This is a genomic window from Methylobacterium platani (genome assembly GCF_001653715.1).
Lineage (GTDB): Bacteria > Pseudomonadota > Alphaproteobacteria > Rhizobiales > Beijerinckiaceae > Methylobacterium > Methylobacterium platani.
Genome location: NZ_LWHQ01000022.1, coordinates 25,293 through 41,330, shown reverse-complemented (window position 1 = coordinate 41,330; position 16,038 = coordinate 25,293). Strand labels below are relative to the sequence as shown.

Below are 16,038 nucleotides of genomic sequence, written 5' to 3'. Positions count from 1 at the left end.
GTGCCGGCGCTCCGGAACGACCGGTCACGAAGCGGCAATGGGTAACGATTTGTTAACCATTGCGGTCCAGTGAGCCGGCGATGTACTCACAGCTTCGTCGCACCGGTTGGCGCCCCCTCGAGGCGGTCGGCCACGTCGCCCTCGCCATCGCCCTGCTGGGACTCGGTCTCGCCTGCGCCGGCGCGGACCTCCTCGGCGGCTGGCGGGCGGCCGGCCTGCTCCTCACCGGCGGCTGAACTCGCCCCGCAAGACACGCTCCGCCGCTGAAAACGGACGGCGACGACCGTGCCCGCGAAGGACGAGATCCATCCCTCGTGCAACGGCCGGCGGGGCGCTGCCGATCCGTGACGTCCTCGCATCGAAGCCGTGTGCCGCGGCGGGCCGGACTGCGTCGGCGGGTGCCGGTCGGGGGACCGGAGACGGTCTCGAAACCATCCGGATTGATTCCCCGGGCCCGGATGTTAAGCTTGGCCGTGCCGCCCCGGCGCGCCAGCGCGTGCCCGGCCGTCCTGCGCCGCCCCCGGTGGCGGCGCTCATCCCTCGCGCCGCGGATCGCCGCGTCCGGGCGCGGGCGATCCCGATCCCATCCGGACGCGGCCCCGTCCGCGTCCCGCCCGCCGCGTCGCCGGGTGACCCGTCGGTTCCCCGCCGGGCTCCGTCGTGCGCGGCCGATCCTGTCGAGAGGACCCGACGCGATGATCGATCACCGCCGCCGCCTCCTGAGCCGCGCCGCCCTCGCCGAGGAGGGCCGCATCACCGTCCTGCGCGAGCCGGACCGGGCCTGGCCCGGCGATCACAGCCGTCTCTGCGCCCTGGAGAACGACGGCCACCTGCTGTTCCTGGGCGAGGAGCCCGGCCCGCATCCGGGCGGCACCTCGGCGGCCTGGCGCATCACCGCGCAGGGCCGCGAGGCCCTGGGCGACGCCTGACGCCGTCGCCGGGCGACCGCGTCCGGACCCCGATCGCACCGGGAGCCGGTACCACAAGGACTCGGTGCCACAAGGACTCGGTGCCACAAGGACTTGGCGCCGCACCCGCGCTTCAAAACCGGCCTGTTCGCTCCTACACTGAGAGGGACCGGTCCGCGGCCCGGACAGGCCGCCGCGGTGAGCGCGAGGTGAGCGATGGACTACGTCTGCGACGTTCCTGGCGCGACGTCCCTGCCGGGCGCGACGACCTCGGCCAGCGGCAAGACCTGCAGCAGCAAGACCTGGTTCCTGATCGAGACCGAGGCGGAGGCGATCCGGGAATCGGCCCTGATGGGCCACGCCGTCGAGAAGCACTTCCGCCAGGCCATGGCCCGGGCCGAGGCCTCCTACGTGCCGCCCTCCGGCCCGTTCATCGAGCAGCAGATCGGCCTCAAGGCGCATCTGCGCCGCACGATGCCGCGCTTCTTCACCCTGCGCGATCCGGAGGGCAACGGGCTCGCCACCGCGATGGTGCCGTCGGGCGCCGGCTGCCCGATCATCGTCGGAATCGGCAACCGCGACCCCTATGTCGAGCATGCCGAGGCGATCCGCGTGCTGGCGACGCATCTCGGCATCCCGCTGGAGCGCAGCCGCTGCTACCCTTACGGGCGGTGACGGTCACGCGGCCTCCGTGCGGGCCGCGAGCGGCACGGCGATCAGGCAGGCGAGGCCGCCGGCCGCGAAGTCGAGCCGGACCTCGCCGGCGAGTTCCCGCTCCAGGCTGGCGCGGATCAGCCGGGTGCCGAAGCCGGTGCGGGCCGGCGGCGCCACCCGGGGACCGCCGCTCTCGTGCCAGCGCAGGCGCAGCATCCCGGCGCGCACGCCCCATTCCACCGCCACCTGTCCCGCCTCGGCCGAGAGCGCGCCGTACTTCGCCGCGTTGGTGGCGAGCTCGTGGATCGCCATCCCGAGGGGCAGGGCCACCGCGGGGGTGAGGGAGACCGGCGGTCCCTCGAGGCGGATGCGGTCGTCCCGGCCGCCGGCATAGGGCTCGAGCTCGGCCGACAGGATGCCGCGCAGGCCCGCCCCCTCCCAGTGGTTGGCGGTGAGCACGTTGTGGGTCTGGGACATCGCCAGCAGCCGGGCCTCGAAGCTGCCGGTGAAGTCGCCCAGGGAGGCGGCGCTGCGGGCGGTCTGGCGCGCCATCGACTGCACGGTGGCGAGGGTGTTCTTCACCCGGTGGTTCAGCTCGTGGATCAGCAGGTCCTGGCGCGCATCGGCCGCCCGGCGCTCCTCGTCCTGCCGCTGCAGGGCGGAGGACGCCGCCGTCAGGGCGTGGCTGATCGCCTGCGCCTCCCGCACGGCCGAGGCCGGCACCGCGACCGGCTCGCCCCGGCCGAGCGCCGCGGCGGCGATCGCGAGGCGGCGCAGGGGCCGGGCGAGCAGGCCGGCGGCGAACCAGCCGATGCCGGCCGACAGCGTGGCGACGACGAGGCCCCAGAGCAGGATCTGCCGGCGCAGGTCCGCCACCGCCGCGAAGGCCGTGGCGGCATCCTGGCGCACCAGCACGGTCCAGCCGAGGCCCGGGAAGTCGCGGTAGCCCTTGGTCTGCCGGTAGCCGGTGAGGTAGCGCCGCCCGTCGGCCCAGGTCTCCGTCGCGGTGCCGGAGCCGCCCGCCCGCGCCGCGGCGACGCTCGGCAGGTCCGCCGGCAGGACCGTGCGGTTGAGCGACCGGGGGCCGAGCAGCACCGTGCCGTCCCGGGCGAGCACCACCGGGGTGACGTCGCGAAGCCCCGACGAGGTCTCGCGCAGGGAGGCCTCCGCCGCCCGCGCCCAGGCCCAGTCGAGGTGGCCCGAGACGATGCCGAGGAAGCGGCCGTCGTCGCCCCGCACCGGGGCGGCGATGTCGAGGACCCGCGGCGGGTCGGTCGGATCGCGGTCCGGCTGCAGGGTGGCGAGCAGCTTGGCGTCGTGCACGTCGCCGACGAACGGCCCGGTGCGGCCCTGCGTGAAGTACTCCCGGTGCGCGACGTCGATCCCCTCGAGCGCCCCGGTGCTCGTCGCCTCGATCCGTCCGTCGGCGCCGACCAGCCCGATGATGGCGTAGTCCGGATAGGTCTCCTGCGCGCGGCGCAGCACCCGGCGCTTGCGCTCGACCGGGACGGCGGGATCGCGGATCGTGTCGTTCTCGGCCAGGATGACCATGTCGCGCCAGCGCTCGAACAGCCCACGGTCGAGCCGGCCGGCCAGGGTGACGGCGACGTCCGCGAGCTCGCTCTCGATGCGCGCCTCGAGCCGCTGGCTCGCCACCCGCGACGCCACCAGGGCGAGGACCAGGGTCGCCACGAGGCTCGCGGCCCCGAGACCGAGAGCCAGGAAGACGCGGAGCGGCGGCTGGGGCAAGGGGCGATCCGGGTCTTCGGGGACGCAAGGGAAGGCGGCTCCCTCCCGGCGCGCACCGATCCTACCCCAAAGCCGGCGGCGGGAGGAAGCCTCGCGGTACGCGACGGCGAACGTCCCCGTCAGGCGGATCCCGGCTCGATCATCGACCGGACCTTGACGGCGAAGGCGTCGATGGCGAACGGCTTGGTGATCATCCGCATGCCCGGCGACAGGTGGCCGTTGCCGAAGGCGGCGTTCTCGGCGTAGCCGGTGATGAACAGGACCCGCAGGCGCGGCCGCGCCGCCAGCGCCTCGTCGATCATCCGGCGGCCGTTGAGGCCCGGCAGGCCGACATCGGTGACCACGAGGTCGATCCGCCCCGGGGCCTCCAGGATGCGCAGGCCGGCGGGCCCGTCGGGCGCCTCGATCACCCGGTAGCCGAGCTCGGTCAGGGCCTCGCCGATCAGCGTCCTGACGGTGGCGTCGTCCTCGACCACCAGCACCGTCTCGCCGTGCTCGGCCCGCGGCACCGGCATCCCCGGCGCCCGCGCCGGCTCGTCCGCGGCCCGGCCGATGTGGCGCGGCAGGTAGAGCTTGACCGTCGTGCCCTCGGCCACCTCCGAGTAGATCCGCACGTGCCCGTCGGATTGCTTGGCGAAGCCGTAGATCATCGACAGGCCGAGGCCCGTGCCCTGCCCGAGGGGCTTGGTCGTGAAGAACGGGTCGAAGGCGCGCGCGATCACGTCCGGCGGCATGCCGGCACCGGTATCGGTCACGCAGACGCAGACGTACTGCCCCGCCCGTACGCCGATCTCGCTCGCCACGTAGGCATCGTCGAGATGGGCGTTGGCGGTCTCGATGGTGAGCCGCCCGCCGTCGGGCATCGCGTCGCGGGCGTTGATCGCGAGGTTGAGGATCGCGTTCTCGAGCTGGTTGGGGTCGCAGAGGGTCAGCCACAGGCCGCCGGCCACCACCACCTCGAGCCGGACCCGCTCGCCGAGCGTCCGGCGCAGGAGCTCGTCCATCGAGCTGACCAGGCGGTTGGCATCGACCGCCCGCGCCTCCAGCGGCTGGCGGCGCGAGAAGGCGAGCAGGCGGTGGGTCAGGGCCGCGGCGCGCTGGGCCGAGGCCATGGCGAGGGCGGCATAGCGGGTGAGGTTCTGCGTACGGCCCTCGTTGATGCGGGTCTGCATCAGGTCGAGGGAGCCGACGATGCCGGTGAGGAGGTTGTTGAAGTCGTGGGCGATGCCGCCGGTGAGCTGGCCCACCGCCTCCATCTTCTGCGACTGGCGCAGCGCCGCCTCGATCCGGGCGCGCTCCGCCATCTCGGCCGTCAGCCGGGCATTGGCCTCGGCGAGCGCCGCCGTGCGCTCGGCCACCTGGGTCTCCAGCTCCTCGCGGCTGCGGGCCAGGGTCTCGCGGGCCCGGACCTGGTCGTCGATGTCGGTGCAGGTGCCGAACCAGCGCTCGATCGCCCCGGTCTGGGGCTCGCGGATCGGCATCGCCCGGCCGAGCACCCAGCGATAGACCCCGTCGTGCCGGCGCAGGCGGTACTCGATCTCGTAGGGCTCGCCGGTAGCGAGCGAGCGGCGCCAGCGCCGCCAGGCCTCCGGCTGCTCGTCGGGATGGAAGATCGCGTTCCAGCCCTCGCCGTCGGTCGAGCCCTCCGGCATACCGGTGAACTCGTACCAGCGGGTGTTGTAGTAGTCGTGGTAGCCGTCCGGCAGGGTCGACCACACCATCTGGGGCATCGATTCGGCGATCGCCCGGAACTTCAGCGCGCTGTCGGCGAGCGCCGCCCGCGCCTCCTTCTCGGCGGTGATGTCGACGCCCAGGAGATGCAGGTCGGCGACGGCCCCGTCGGGCCCGCGATGGGGCACGTAGCGCACCAGGGCCTGGCGTCCGTCGCCGCCCGGATGGGGGGATTCGAACGAGACCGCCTCGCCCGCGAAGGCGCGGTCGAGGAGCGGCCGGCGCACGGCGTAGAGCGCCTCGCCGACGATCGCCCGCAGCGGACGGCCGACGGCCTGGGCCGGGTCCAGCCCGAACCACCGCGAGAAATTGCCGTTGGCGAAGCGGCAGACCTCGTCGCGGTCGAGGGCGGCGATCAGGGCCGGGGCGGCCTCCGTGATGCTGCGCAGGTCGTCGCGATCGGCCCGGGCCTCGGCGAGCGCCCGGGCGAGGCGCATTTCCCGGGTGAGCTGCGCCGCGACGGCGGCGAGGCCGTCGGCCTCGCGGGCGCTCAGGCCGTCCGGCCGCGCCGCGGGATCGAGGACGCAGAGCGCGCCGAGGGGCCGTCCGTCCGGGCCGGCGAGGACGAGGCCGGCATAGAAGCGCGGGCCGCCCGCCGCGGGCAGCGCGGCCGTGCGGGGGTCCCGCGCCAGGTCCGGGACGACGACGGGCGTCGCGCCGGCCAGCGCGCCGAGCGCCGCCGCGTCGCCCGGGGAGAGCCCGTGCGGCAGCGTGCCGAGGATCGGCGCGCCCGGCCGATGGACCAGGGCGAAGGCGGTGCCGCAGATCGCCCCGGCGAGGCGGGCCGCGGCGGCGAAATCCGGCTCCTGGGCGTCGGCCGGGAGCATGACGGCGTCCCGTCCGGACCCGTCTCCCTCTCCGCTCGCGTCGTGGATGCTCATGAACGATCTTGGACGAAAACGACCTTGGACGATCGATGCGGCGCGCCCGGCTTGTCGCCGGACCCTGCGGAACGGCCGGCGATAGACGCAGGACATCCCGCAGGCAACCGGCGAGACGCCCCAGGGTTTCCGCGCATCCCCAGCCGCGCGCGCCGCACCCGCCGGCCTGCGGCGCGATGACCGGTGCGGGCCGGTTGCGGAAACCGCCCCGGACCGGTAACTTGTTGATTATGCTGTAGTTTTCAAGAGTTCTAATCTACGGGCGGCCGGCGGGAGCGATTCCGCGGCGCCCCGCGCACCGGGTGCCTGATTCCAGCATGATCGTCTGTTCCTGCAACGTGCTCTCCGACGGCCAGGTGCGCGCGTGCCTCAATCCCGGCCCGGGCTGCCCGCGCACGCCCGCCCAGGTCTATGCCTGTCTCGGCTGCAGCCCGAAATGCGGCCGCTGTGCCCGAACGATCCGCGGCATCCTCGACCGGGCGCTGGCCGACGCGCATGCGGCCTGCACCACGACCTGCGGCGCGGCCTGCACGCTGAAGGAACTGAAGGAGGAGGCCGCCTGAGGCGGCCCCGCTCCGGCCGGGGCGTTACTCGACCTCGGGCTCGATCTTCTCCAGGCCGCCGATGTGGCGCTGGGCGTAGAGCGGCAGGCCGACCTGGCGGATCAGCTCCTGCTGGGTCTCCAGGAAGTCGATATGGCCCTCCTCGTCGGCGGCCAGGTCCTCGAACAGCTGCTTCGACACCCGGTCGTTGATCGAGTCGCAGTACTTCGCGGCCTCGAGGTAGAGGCTGCGGGCCTCGACCTCGGCGGCGAGGTCGCACTCGATGATCTCCTGCACGTTCTGGCCGATCCGCAGCGGATCGAGCTCCTGCAGGTTCGGGAAGCCTTCGAGGAACAGGATCCGATCGACGAAGCGATCGGCGTGGTTCATCTCCTCGATCGATTCCTTACGCCAGAACTTGGCGAGATCGATGTAACCCCAGTCGTTCAGCATCCGGAAGTGGAGCCAGTACTGGCTCACCGCGGTCAGCTCGCTGCGCAGGCCGCGGTTGAGGTACTCGACGACCTTGGCGTCACCCTTCATCGCTCGATCTCCCGTATCGATGGTCCGTCGGGGCCGGGCGGGTGCCGGCCCAACCGGGGCCCTAGCTAGCAGCGAACGTGCCCCAGGGCCACAGCGGCCAGGCGCTCACAGCCCGCGATCCGGCGATTACACGTCGATGCAGGCGAAGGCGTCGAGGTCGAGGGCGTGCCCGGCCCGGTCGCGCTTGGCGGTGAGGTAGCGGATGTTCTCCGGCGTCACCCGGCCGAGCGCCCGCTGGGTCTCGGCCACGGTCAGGCCGGCGGCTTCCAGGCTCGCGGCCTTCTCGGGGTTGTTGCTGACGAGGCGGACCGCGGTGACGCCGAGCGCCTTCAGCATCGCCGCCGCGAAGTCGAACCGGCGCTGGTCGAGGCCGAAGCCGAGGGCCTCGTCGGCCTCGTAGGTGTCGAGCCCGCGGGCCTGGAGGTCGTAGGCGCGGATCTTGTTGGCCAGCCCGTTCCCGCGGCCCTCCTGGTCGAGGTAGAGCACGATGCCGCCGCCGTGCTGGGCCATCCAGCCGGCGGTGCCGCGCAACTGGTCGCCGCAATCGCATTTGAGCGAGTCGAACAGGTCGCCGGTCAGGCAGGCCGAGTGCAGCCGCACCGCCACCGGCCCGGAGAGGTCCGGCTTGCCGATCACCACCGCCACCTGGTCGCGCAGGCCCTCGCCGCCGCGGAAGACCACGAACTCGCTGTCCGGCGCGCCCGCGAGCGGCACCGGCGCCCGGCTCACCGGACGTAAGGCGGCGGCCTGCCGGCCCGGATAGCGCGCGACGGCCCCGGCGGCGACGCAGAGGGTCCCGGGCGGCGCCGCCTCGCCGGGCACGACGACGACCGCCGGCAGCACCTGGGCGAGCGCCATCAGGGCGAGCGCCGCCTCGTCGCCGGGCGAGGCGGGCGCCACCGGCGCGTCGATGCGGCCGTCGAGCCGCAGGGCCAGGGCCTCGATCCGGGCGGGATCGATCGCCGGCAGCGCCACCGCGCCGGCCTCCCGGCGCTCGGGCAGGCCGAGGCGGCGCAGGCGCGGCGCCGGCAGGACGAGGCGGGCGCCGGTGCCGGCGAGCGCCGTCAGGGTCGCGACGGTGCCCTCGTCGAGCGCCTCGGCGGAGAGGGCGAGCACCGGATCGTCGCCGCGCAGGCTCACGGGCCGGCCGGCGCGGATCTCCGCCAGCGCCCGCTCGACGTCGATCTGGTCCCGGCCCGCGGCCGGGTCTAGACTGCTGCTGCTCTGCATCGTGACCGACATCATCGACCCTGAGAGAGAGGGCCCGGCGCTGTCGCGGCGGGCCGGAAACCGGATGCGGACGGACCGGCGGGGATCGGCCGAGGATCGGCCAAGGATCGACGCCCGGACGCCCGCCGCCATGTGGGGCCTGCGGCCCCGCTTTGCTGCGGATCCCTTCATCAACCTTTCGCGATTGTCCAGGCCGTCCATACACCCCGGGAGTGAGGCCAGATCATGCCGCGTCGCTACGCCCCGTCCCAGAAGGCGCTGCACTGGGCGGTCGCCGCCCTGGTCTTCGCCCTGGTGCCGATCGCGCTCGCCATGGCCAACCTGCCGGACGGGCCGGTGAAGAACGCCCTCTACGAATGGCACAAGTCGTTCGGTCTCACGGTGCTGGCGCTGGCGCTGGCCCGCCTCCTGGTGCGGGCCGCTCGCGGCGCCCCGCCGCTGGCGGCGGGCCTGCCGGCCTGGCAGCGCCGGGCGGCGCAGGCCTCGCACCTCGCGCTCTACGCCCTGATCGTCCTGGTGCCGCTCCTCGGCTGGGCCGGCACCTCGGCCTGCTGTGCGCCGGTGATGCTGTACTTCACGCTCCCCCTCACCCTGCCGGTCTCCGGCGGCATGCCGGTGGGCGAGGCGATCCTCCGGGTACACCAGGTCGCGGCCTTCACGCTCGTCGCCCTCGTGGCCCTGCACGCGGGCGCCGCCCTGCACCACCATTGGGTGCGCCGCGACGGGACCCTGCGGCGGATGCTGCCGGGGCGGGGGCAGGGGGAGGGGTGACGGGGTGGGGACGGGGTGATGGGGTGGGGGAGGGGTGACGGGGTGGAGGGACAAGTGAGACCTCCGCTCCCGGCGGGCGCCCGCGGTTTCGATTAACGACGCGCCGAGCCCGTGCGGGCGCGGGAGGCTCCGATCCTGGCCTCGGGATCGCGGCCGGTGTACATGCTTTGGCGGTAGACCCCTCCCTTCGGCCGGGTCCGGTCCGACGAGATCGGGTGTTGGCGATCCCCCGGGAATCCAGAACATGGAACCCCGACCATGCGCCGGCGGGAGCGACGGTCGACGCGGCGGTTTCGCCCGCATCCTTCGAGAGGGGCCGAGATGCATTCCGAGCAGGATGGTCTGATCCACCCGGTGATCCTGTGCGGCGGGTCCGGGACGCGGCTGTGGCCGGCCTCCCGCGAGAGCTTTCCCAAGCAGTTCATCCCCCTCGCCGAGCCCGGCCGCTCGTCGTTCCAGGCCACCGCCGCGCGCCTCGCCGACCCTGCCGTGTTCGCGCGCCCGGCGGTCGTCACCGCCAACGACGCCCGCTTCCTCGTCGCCGAGCAACTCGCCCAGGGCGGGGTCGCCGCCGACATCCTGCTCGAACCGTGCCGGCGCGATTCCGCCCCGGCCGTCGCCGTCGCGACGCTCACCGCCGCCGCCCGCGACCCCCAGGCCCTGGTGCTGATCCTGCCGGCCGACCACGCCGTCGGCGACGACGCGGCCTTCGTGGCGGCGGCGCGTGCCGCCCGCGCCGGGGCGCGGGCCGGGCGCATCATGACGCTCGGCCTCGCGCCGACGCAGCCCTCCACCGCCTACGGCTACATCCAGCCCGGCGCCGCCCTGCCGGGCGCGGCGGGCGAGGCCGGCGCCCGCGCGGTCGCCCGCTTCCTCGAGAAGCCCGACGCCGCCCGCGCCGCCGGCCTGATCGCCGAGGGCGCGCTGTGGAACGGCGGCTACTTCCTGTTCCGCGCCGACGTGATGCTGGACGAGCTCGAGGCCTACGCCCCGGCGGTGCTGGCGGCCGCCCGCGCCGCCGTCGCGACCGCCGCCCGCGACCTCGATTTCGTGCGCCTCGGCGAGGCGGCCTTCGCGCAGGCGCCGCAGATCTCGATCGACTACGCCGTGATGGAGCGGACCGAGCGGGCCGGCGTGCTGCCGGTGAGCTTCCCGTGGTCGGATATCGGCACCTGGGGGGCGCTGTGGGAGGTCTCGCCCCGGGACGGCGACGGCAACGCCCTGCGCGGCCGCGTGGCGGTGCAGGGCACCCGCAACAGCCTGGTCCATTCCTCCGGCGAGATCCTGACCACGGTGGTCGGCCTCGACGACGTGGTGGTGGTGACGACGGACGACGCGGTGCTGGTGACGAGCCGCACCGCCGGGGCGGAGGTGAAGGGCCTGGTCGAGGCCCTGCGGCGGCGGGCCGAGCCGGAGGCGGACGCCCACCGGCTGATGTACCGCCCGTGGGGCTCCTACCAGCGCATCGACATCGGCGGGCGCTTCCAGGTGAAGCGGATCACCGTGAAGCCGGGCGGCCGGCTGTCGCTGCAGAAGCACTACCACCGGGCCGAGCACTGGGTGGTGGTGCGCGGCACCGCCGAGGTGACGGTGGACGGGGTGGTGCGCCTCGTCCACGAGAACGAGGCGGCCTATCTGCCGATCGGGTGCGTCCACCGGCTGGCCAATCCGGGCAAGATCCCGCTCGAGCTGATCGAGGTCCAGGTCGGCAGCTATACCGGCGAGGACGACATCATCCGCATCGAGGACGTCTACGGGCGCGACAGCGCCTGACGCCGCAGCGCCGTCGAACGGCCCCGGTCGAAGGCGACGGGCAGGCCTGCAAGGTTCCCTTTCCCTTGGCCGGCGCGGCTCAGCCCGGCAGCGCCAGCAGGTCCCGGTGCCCGATCACCGCCCCCGTGCCGGGCGCGCGCCGCAAGGCCGCCCAGGACGCGGCCGCGTCCGCCGCGACCCGCCCGGTCTCCCGCGCCGCCCGCGCCGTGCCCTCGGCGAGCGGGTGCAGCAGCGCGGCGTCGTCCGGGCCGAGGCGCCAGGGGCTCTCCGCGGTCTCGACCCGGTAGCCGCGGCTGCCGAAGGCCCTTGCCAGCGCCGCCGTCGCCCCCGGGCCGGCGGCGGGCCCGAAGCCCTTGTCGCCGGCCTGATGGGCGAGGAACGCGGCGTGGATCGCGGCGTCGGCCGGATGCGGCGGCGTCCAGGCCTCGTGCCCGTCATAGGTCAGCGCGGTGTAGAAGGCGGCGCCGGCCGCGGCGACCGCGCGCGCCAGGGCGGCGATCCAGGCCTCCGAGGTCAGGTCGAACAGCGCCGCCGCGGTGACGAGGTCGGGCGCTTCGGTCAGGGCCGCGCCCGGATCGGCGGCGAGGTCGAGGGCGCGAAACCGCACCGCGATCCGGGCCTTGCCGCTGCGCAGGACCAGCCCGTCCCCGTCCGCCTCCGCATCCTCGGCCCAGGCCGCGAGGCGGTCCCGCGCCGCGGCGAGCAGGGCGGGATCGTGGTCGACGAGGAGCCAGTCCTGCGCCGGCCCGAGACGCGGCGCCAGCGCCCGCAGGTTCGAGCCGGTGCCGCAGCCGAGATCGACCGCCCGCACCGGGCGCGGCAGCGCCCGGGCCAGGGCGGCGACGAGGCCGGGGTCGCGCGCCGCGCGGTCGGCGGGCTCGCGCAGGGCGAGCCAGTCGGGGCTGAAGCCGGTCATGCTGTCCTCGGGCAGTCTGTCCTCAGGGAAGCGGCGACCGCCGCGGCGGTGTCGGGCCAGTCCGGCAGGTGGCGTCCCGCCGCGAAGGACGCGGCGGCGGCCTCGGCCCGGCGGGCGGGATCGGCGATCAGGGCGCCAAGCGCGGCCGCGAGCGCGGCCGCGTCGCCGGGCGGCACCGCGAGGCCGGCGCCCGGCGGCACCGTCTCGGCCGCGGCGCCGCCGGCGGCGGCGACGAGCGGCAGGCCCCGGGCCAGGGCCTCCGTCAGCGCCATGCCGTAGCCCTCGAACAGCGAGGCCGAGACCGCGATGTCGGCCTCGGCCGCGAGCCGCTCCAGCTCCGCCTGCGTCACCGCCCCGGCGAGCGTGATGCGGTCGGTCAGACCCGCGGCGGCGATCCGGTCGCGCAGGTTCGCCGCGCAATCCGGCGCCCGGTCGAGGGTGCCCGCGACGGTGAGCGACCAGTCGAGGCCGGCGAGCCCCGCGAGCGCGTCCACCAGCACCGGGTAGCCCTTGCGCGGCGTCACCGTGCCGACGGCGAGGAGGCGCACGTGGGGACCCGGCCGCGGCGCCACCCGGGGCCTCGGGGGCGTTCCGGGCTCGGCGACGGCGATCCGCTCCGGGGCCACGCCGAACTCGCCGGCGAGCATCCGGGCGGTGAACCGGCTCGAGGCGATCACCCGGGCGGCCAGCGCCAAGGCCGCGCGCTCGCCCGCGATGAGGGCCGCCGCGCGCTCCGGCGTCAGCCCGGTCTCGTGGCCGAGGGGATGGTGCACCAGGGCGCAGACCGGCCGGCCGGTCGCGCGGATCGCCTCGGGCGGCAGCGCCCCGTAGGCGAGGCCGTCGACGAGGAGCGCGGCCTCGGCCGGGACCGCCGCCAGGAGGGCGGCGGTGCGGGCGACGTCGTCGGCATCCGGATCCGGAAATCCGGCCGGCAGGGCGAGGTGCACGGCCTCGACGCCCTGGGCCGGCAGGTGCTCCAGGAGCGCGCGGGCATAGGCGTAGCCCCCGGTCGGGGCCGCGAGGTCGCCCGGGACGGCGAGGACGAGGCGCATCAGGCGAGCGGCGCCTCGAACCAGGCGCGGGCGAGGTGGGATTCGTGCAGGGTGACGCGGATGCGGCTCACGCCCTCGCCGCCGGGGCCGAGGGCGCCGGCCCGGGCCGCCGCCGCCATCGCCCCGTGGATGTGCCCGCACAGGAACTCGGTGGTGGTGTTCGTGCCGGCGAAGTCCGGCAGGTCGTCGAGGTTGCGGTAGTTGAGCGGCGCCAGCACGGCCTTGAGCGCCTCGCCCGCCCGGCCGATATCGACCACCACCCCGTCGGCGGTCAGGCTCTCGCGGAAGAACGCCACGTCGACCACGAAGGTCGCCCCGTGCAGGCCCTGCGCCGGCCCGAACAGCGCCCCGCGGAAGCTGTGGGCGATCATCACGTGCTCGCGGACCTCGACGGCGTACATGGCGGCTTCCTTCCAGAGCATTGTCCGACGCGGCGGATACCGGTTCGTCGACGGAGATGCAGCAGTTTCAACGGCCCGGAGCCGCGCCCGATCGCGCCGCGATCGGGCGCGGCTCTAGCCGTCGTAGCGGATCACGGTGCACAGGCCCGGCGCGCCGGGCGCGAGCAGGCGCGGGAGGGCGGCGGGGAGGGCGTCGAAGGCGATCTCCTCGGTGAGGAGGGCGTCGAGGCGGGGATCGGCGAGCAGGTCGAGGGCCTTGAGGAGGCGCCGCCGGTGGCTCCAGCGCGGGCGGCGCGAGGCCGCCACCGCCCCGACCTGGCTCGCGACGAGGCGCAGGCGCCGGGCGTGGAAGGCGAGGCCGAGGGGGCTCGCGACCGGCGCGTCGCCGTACCAGCTCAGCTCGACGATCGCCGCTTCCTCGCCGGCGAGCGACAGGGCGAGGGCGAGACCCGCCGCGCTGGCGCTGGCATGGAACACGATGTCGGCCTCCGGCTCCGCCTCCTCCGGCAGCGCGAATGCAAGATCCAGGGCCCGCGCGGTCGCGGCCCGGGCCGGATCGCGGTCGATGACGAGAACCTCCGCCCCCGGCAGCCCGGCGCAGAGATGGGCGACGAAGAGCCCGACCACGCCGCCGCCGACCACGGCGATCCGGTCGCCGGGGCCGGCGCCGGAATCCCACAGGGCGTTCAGCGCCGTCTCCATGTTGGCGGCGAGCACCGCGCGACGCGGCGGCAGGCCGGCCGGCAGCGGACAGAGCGCCGCCAGGGGGGCGTTGAAGGCCTCCTGGTGCGGCCGGAGCGCGAAGACGGGCGTGCCGTCCTGCGTCTCGCCGACGGCGCAGTAGCCGTACTTGACCGGAAACGAGAAGGCGCCGCCTTGCGCCGGGGCCCGCATCCGGTCGGCCACCGCGTCGGGCACGCGGCCCTCGAAGACCAGCCGCTCGGTGCCGCGGCTCAGGGCCGTCCACAGGGTGCGTACCCGGACCTCGTCCGGGCCGGGCGCGGGCAGGCGCTCTTGCCGCAGCTCCGCTTGTCCGGCTGCGCTATACCAGAGCGCCCGCACGGCGTCCGCCGTGCCGCTCCCGGATGCCTGACGATGCCGCAAACCGACTCCTCGGTGGTCACCCTCGCGGAGGGGCCCGCCCGCGCTCCTCTCACGACGCCGACGGGCCTGCAAGCCTCGGTCACCCTGCGTCGCCGCCGTCTCCTGGTGCTCGGGCTCACTCTCGCGACCATCGCGGGACTCGCGGCCTGCCTGTGGGGCGTCCTGGCGGCGGACGGGTTCGACGGGCTCGACCTCGCGCTCCTCGCCTGCGGCCTCGCCACCCTGCCCTGGACGGTGCTCGGATTCTGGAACGCCGCGATCGGCTTCGTGCTGCTGCGGGCCGGCCGCGCCGGGCTGATGGCGGCGGCGCCCCACGCCGCGGCGGGGGAGGGGGACATTCCCCTCCACCTGACGACCGCCGTCGTGATGACGCTGCGCAACGAGGACCCGGCCCGGGCGCTCGCCCGCCTCGCCCTGGTGCGCGAGAGCCTGGAGCGCACCGGCTTCGGGTCCGCCTTCGGCTACCATGTCCTGAGCGACAGCGACGATCCGGGCGTGATCCGGGCCGAGGAGGCGTGGGTCGCCGCCTGGCGCGCCGGGCTGGCCCCGGACGCGGCCGCCCGGATCCGCTACCGGCGCCGGAGCGAGAATACCGGCTACAAGGCCGGCAACCTGCAGGATTTCTGCGCCGGCAGCGACGCCGACCTGATGCTGCCCCTCGACGCCGACAGCCTGATGACCGGCCCGGCGATCCTGCGCCTCGTGCGGATCATGCAGGCGCATCCCCGCCTCGGCATCCTGCAGAGCCTGGCGGTGGGCGCGCCGGCGGGCAGCGCCTTTTCGCGGCTGTTCCAGTTCGGCATGCGCCACGGCATGCTGCCCTACACGCTGGGTGCGGCCTGGTGGGGGGCGGAATGCGGCCCGTTCTGGGGCCACAACGCGGTCGTGCGCATCGCGCCCTTCGCGGCCCATTGCCGGCTGCCGCGGTTGCGCGGCGGCGGGTCGGTGCTCTCGCACGACCAGGTCGAGGCGGTGCTGATGCGCCGGGCCGGCTACGAGGTCCGGGTGCTGCCGCTCGAGGAGGGCAGCTTCGAGGACAACCCGCCGACCCTCCTCGACCACCTCGTCCGCGACGCCCGCTGGTGCCGGGGCAACATGCAGTACCTGCGCCTGCCGGCGATGCCCGGGCTCCTGCCGATGAGCCGCTTCCAACTCGCCTGGGCGGTGATGATGTTCCTCAACCCGCCGGCCCTGACGCTGGCCCTGCTGCTGCTGCCCTGGCGGGCCGCGACGCAAGGCGGCCCGGCCGCGGGCGCCGCCGCGCTCTACCTCGCCTGGCTCCTGCTCTCCCTCGCCCCGAAGCTCGCCGGCTACGCCGCGGCGCTCTCCGACCGCGAGGTGCGGGCGGCCCATGGCGGCGGCGCCCGCTTCCTTGCCGGGATGCTGGCCGAGGTCGCGGCCTCGTTCCTGCTGCTGGCTGCGTCGTCGGTGCGGCTTACCGCGGTACTGATCGGGCTCGGTCTCGGGCGCGCCGGGCTGTGGACGGCGCAGGACCGGGACGCCCGGACGCTCGGCTGGGGCGAGGCGCTGGCGGCCCTGCGCGGCGTCACGCTGTTCGGGCTCGCCGTCTGCGGGGCGCTGGCCGTCGTCTCGCCGGCGCTGCTCGTCTGGAGCCTGCCGCTCACCCTCGGCAGCCTCCTCGCCGTGCCGTTCTGCGTCGTCACGGCGTCGCCCGCGGCGGGGCGGGCGATGGTCCGGTCCGGGCTCTGCGCGACCCGCGAGGAGATCGCGCCGCCCTGGGAGATCGCCCGGCTCGGCGGGCGGACGGTCTCCTGAGGGAGCA

General features: G+C 75.0%; 15 protein-coding genes. 7 read left to right on the top strand and 8 right to left on the bottom strand.

All coding sequences use genetic code 11. The annotated features are described in order from the left end of the window. Positions 1-80: 80 nt before the first annotated feature. The 3 genes from A5481_RS33485 to A5481_RS12740 all read left to right on the top strand — a co-directional run bounded on the left by A5481_RS33485 (position 81) and on the right by A5481_RS12740 (position 1,583). Complete coding sequence (locus tag A5481_RS33485) at positions 81-236, top strand: hypothetical protein (RefSeq protein ID WP_156311916.1); 156 nt, start codon at positions 81-83, stop codon at positions 234-236. A gap of 459 nt (positions 237-695) precedes the next feature. Continuing rightward, positions 696-929 carry a hypothetical protein gene (locus tag A5481_RS12745; protein ID WP_048435020.1) on the top strand — a complete coding sequence of 78 codons (234 nt, stop codon included), beginning with the start codon at positions 696-698 and terminating at the stop codon, positions 927-929. Between the two features lie 195 nt (positions 930-1,124). After that, positions 1,125-1,583 (top strand): hypothetical protein, encoded by a 459-nt coding sequence (locus A5481_RS12740; protein WP_245238942.1) that lies wholly within the window; start codon positions 1,125-1,127, stop codon positions 1,581-1,583. A 3-nt stretch (positions 1,584-1,586) separates the two neighbouring features. Here the strand turns inward: A5481_RS12740 and A5481_RS12735 are convergent, their stop codons facing one another. Both A5481_RS12735 and A5481_RS12730 read right to left on the bottom strand, forming a co-directional pair. Continuing rightward, positions 1,587-3,311, bottom strand: coding sequence for a sensor histidine kinase (locus A5481_RS12735; protein ID WP_053082427.1), 1,725 nt, complete (start codon positions 3,309-3,311; stop codon positions 1,587-1,589). Positions 3,312-3,430: 119 nt separating this feature from the next. Next, positions 3,431-5,869 (bottom strand): PAS domain-containing protein, encoded by a 2,439-nt coding sequence (locus A5481_RS12730; protein WP_053082426.1) that lies wholly within the window; start codon positions 5,867-5,869, stop codon positions 3,431-3,433. 371 nt (positions 5,870-6,240) lie between these two features. Here A5481_RS12730 and A5481_RS12725 point away from each other — a divergent pair, with 371 nt between their 5' ends. Further along, entirely contained in the window at positions 6,241-6,486 is a 246-nt protein-coding gene (locus A5481_RS12725) for a (2Fe-2S)-binding protein (protein ID WP_048435019.1), read from the top strand. A 24-nt stretch (positions 6,487-6,510) separates the two neighbouring features. Here A5481_RS12725 and bfr read toward each other — a convergent pair whose 3' ends face one another. Together bfr and ribA are read right to left on the bottom strand one after the other, a co-directional pair. Continuing rightward, positions 6,511-7,008 carry a bacterioferritin gene (bfr, locus tag A5481_RS12720; protein ID WP_048435018.1) on the bottom strand — a complete coding sequence of 166 codons (498 nt, stop codon included), beginning with the start codon at positions 7,006-7,008 and terminating at the stop codon, positions 6,511-6,513. Between the two features lie 126 nt (positions 7,009-7,134). Beyond that, positions 7,135-8,238, bottom strand: a complete 1,104-nt coding sequence (ribA, locus tag A5481_RS12715; protein ID WP_048435022.1) for a GTP cyclohydrolase II RibA — start codon at positions 8,236-8,238, stop codon at positions 7,135-7,137. A 225-nt stretch (positions 8,239-8,463) separates the two neighbouring features. Between ribA and A5481_RS12710 the strand changes: the two genes are divergently transcribed. Further along, positions 8,464-9,009 (top strand): cytochrome b, encoded by a 546-nt coding sequence (locus A5481_RS12710; protein WP_064503975.1) that lies wholly within the window; start codon positions 8,464-8,466, stop codon positions 9,007-9,009. 321 nt (positions 9,010-9,330) lie between these two features. Next, entirely contained in the window at positions 9,331-10,782 is a 1,452-nt protein-coding gene (locus A5481_RS12705; protein WP_064503974.1) for a mannose-1-phosphate guanylyltransferase/mannose-6-phosphate isomerase, read from the top strand. 79 nt (positions 10,783-10,861) lie between these two features. Here the strand turns inward: A5481_RS12705 and A5481_RS12700 are convergent, their stop codons facing one another. The 4 genes from A5481_RS12700 to A5481_RS12685 all read right to left on the bottom strand — a co-directional run bounded on the left by A5481_RS12700 (position 10,862) and on the right by A5481_RS12685 (position 14,213). Continuing rightward, the gene (locus tag A5481_RS12700; protein ID WP_048431878.1) at positions 10,862-11,698 is read right to left on the bottom strand and encodes a methyltransferase domain-containing protein; all 837 of its coding nucleotides are present in this window, start codon (positions 11,696-11,698) and stop codon (positions 10,862-10,864) included. Then, complete coding sequence (locus A5481_RS12695) at positions 11,695-12,750, bottom strand: glycosyltransferase family 4 protein (protein WP_048431877.1); 1,056 nt, start codon at positions 12,748-12,750, stop codon at positions 11,695-11,697. Before A5481_RS12695 ends, A5481_RS12700 begins: the two co-directional genes overlap by 4 nt. Then, positions 12,750-13,151, bottom strand: coding sequence for a 6-pyruvoyl trahydropterin synthase family protein (locus A5481_RS12690; protein WP_048431876.1), 402 nt, complete (start codon positions 13,149-13,151; stop codon positions 12,750-12,752). Before A5481_RS12690 ends, A5481_RS12695 begins: the two co-directional genes overlap by 1 nt. A gap of 114 nt (positions 13,152-13,265) precedes the next feature. Continuing rightward, a complete protein-coding gene (locus A5481_RS12685; RefSeq protein ID WP_245238594.1) occupies positions 13,266-14,213 on the bottom strand; it encodes a zinc-dependent alcohol dehydrogenase in 948 nt (315 codons plus the stop codon). 33 nt (positions 14,214-14,246) lie between these two features. On the opposite strand from A5481_RS12685, the gene mdoH reads away from it, so the two are divergent. Then, positions 14,247-16,031, top strand: coding sequence for a glucans biosynthesis glucosyltransferase MdoH (gene mdoH, locus A5481_RS12680; protein ID WP_048431875.1), 1,785 nt, complete (start codon positions 14,247-14,249; stop codon positions 16,029-16,031). Positions 16,032-16,038 lie beyond the last annotated feature (7 nt).

What these genes read in the sequence shown, in the direction of transcription:
- A5481_RS12700 (WP_048431878.1), bottom strand. Translation starts at nt 11,698, where the DNA reads ATGACCGGCTTCAGCCCCGACTGGCTCGCCCTGCGCGAGCCCGCCGAC.
- A5481_RS12740 (WP_245238942.1), top strand. Translation starts at nt 1,125, where the DNA reads ATGGACTACGTCTGCGACGTTCCTGGCGCGACGTCCCTGCCGGGCGCG.
- A5481_RS33485 (WP_156311916.1), top strand. Translation starts at nt 81, where the DNA reads ATGTACTCACAGCTTCGTCGCACCGGTTGGCGCCCCCTCGAGGCGGTC.
- A5481_RS12690 (WP_048431876.1), bottom strand. Translation starts at nt 13,151, where the DNA reads ATGTACGCCGTCGAGGTCCGCGAGCACGTGATGATCGCCCACAGCTTC.
- bfr (WP_048435018.1), bottom strand. Translation starts at nt 7,008, where the DNA reads ATGAAGGGTGACGCCAAGGTCGTCGAGTACCTCAACCGCGGCCTGCGC.
- A5481_RS12730 (WP_053082426.1), bottom strand. Translation starts at nt 5,869, where the DNA reads ATGCTCCCGGCCGACGCCCAGGAGCCGGATTTCGCCGCCGCGGCCCGC.
- A5481_RS12745 (WP_048435020.1), top strand. Translation starts at nt 696, where the DNA reads ATGATCGATCACCGCCGCCGCCTCCTGAGCCGCGCCGCCCTCGCCGAG.
- ribA (WP_048435022.1), bottom strand. Translation starts at nt 8,238, where the DNA reads ATGCAGAGCAGCAGCAGTCTAGACCCGGCCGCGGGCCGGGACCAGATC.
- A5481_RS12710 (WP_064503975.1), top strand. Translation starts at nt 8,464, where the DNA reads ATGCCGCGTCGCTACGCCCCGTCCCAGAAGGCGCTGCACTGGGCGGTC.
- A5481_RS12705 (WP_064503974.1), top strand. Translation starts at nt 9,331, where the DNA reads ATGCATTCCGAGCAGGATGGTCTGATCCACCCGGTGATCCTGTGCGGC.
- A5481_RS12725 (WP_048435019.1), top strand. Translation starts at nt 6,241, where the DNA reads ATGATCGTCTGTTCCTGCAACGTGCTCTCCGACGGCCAGGTGCGCGCG.
- mdoH (WP_048431875.1), top strand. Translation starts at nt 14,247, where the DNA reads ATGCCGCAAACCGACTCCTCGGTGGTCACCCTCGCGGAGGGGCCCGCC.
- A5481_RS12695 (WP_048431877.1), bottom strand. Translation starts at nt 12,750, where the DNA reads ATGCGCCTCGTCCTCGCCGTCCCGGGCGACCTCGCGGCCCCGACCGGG.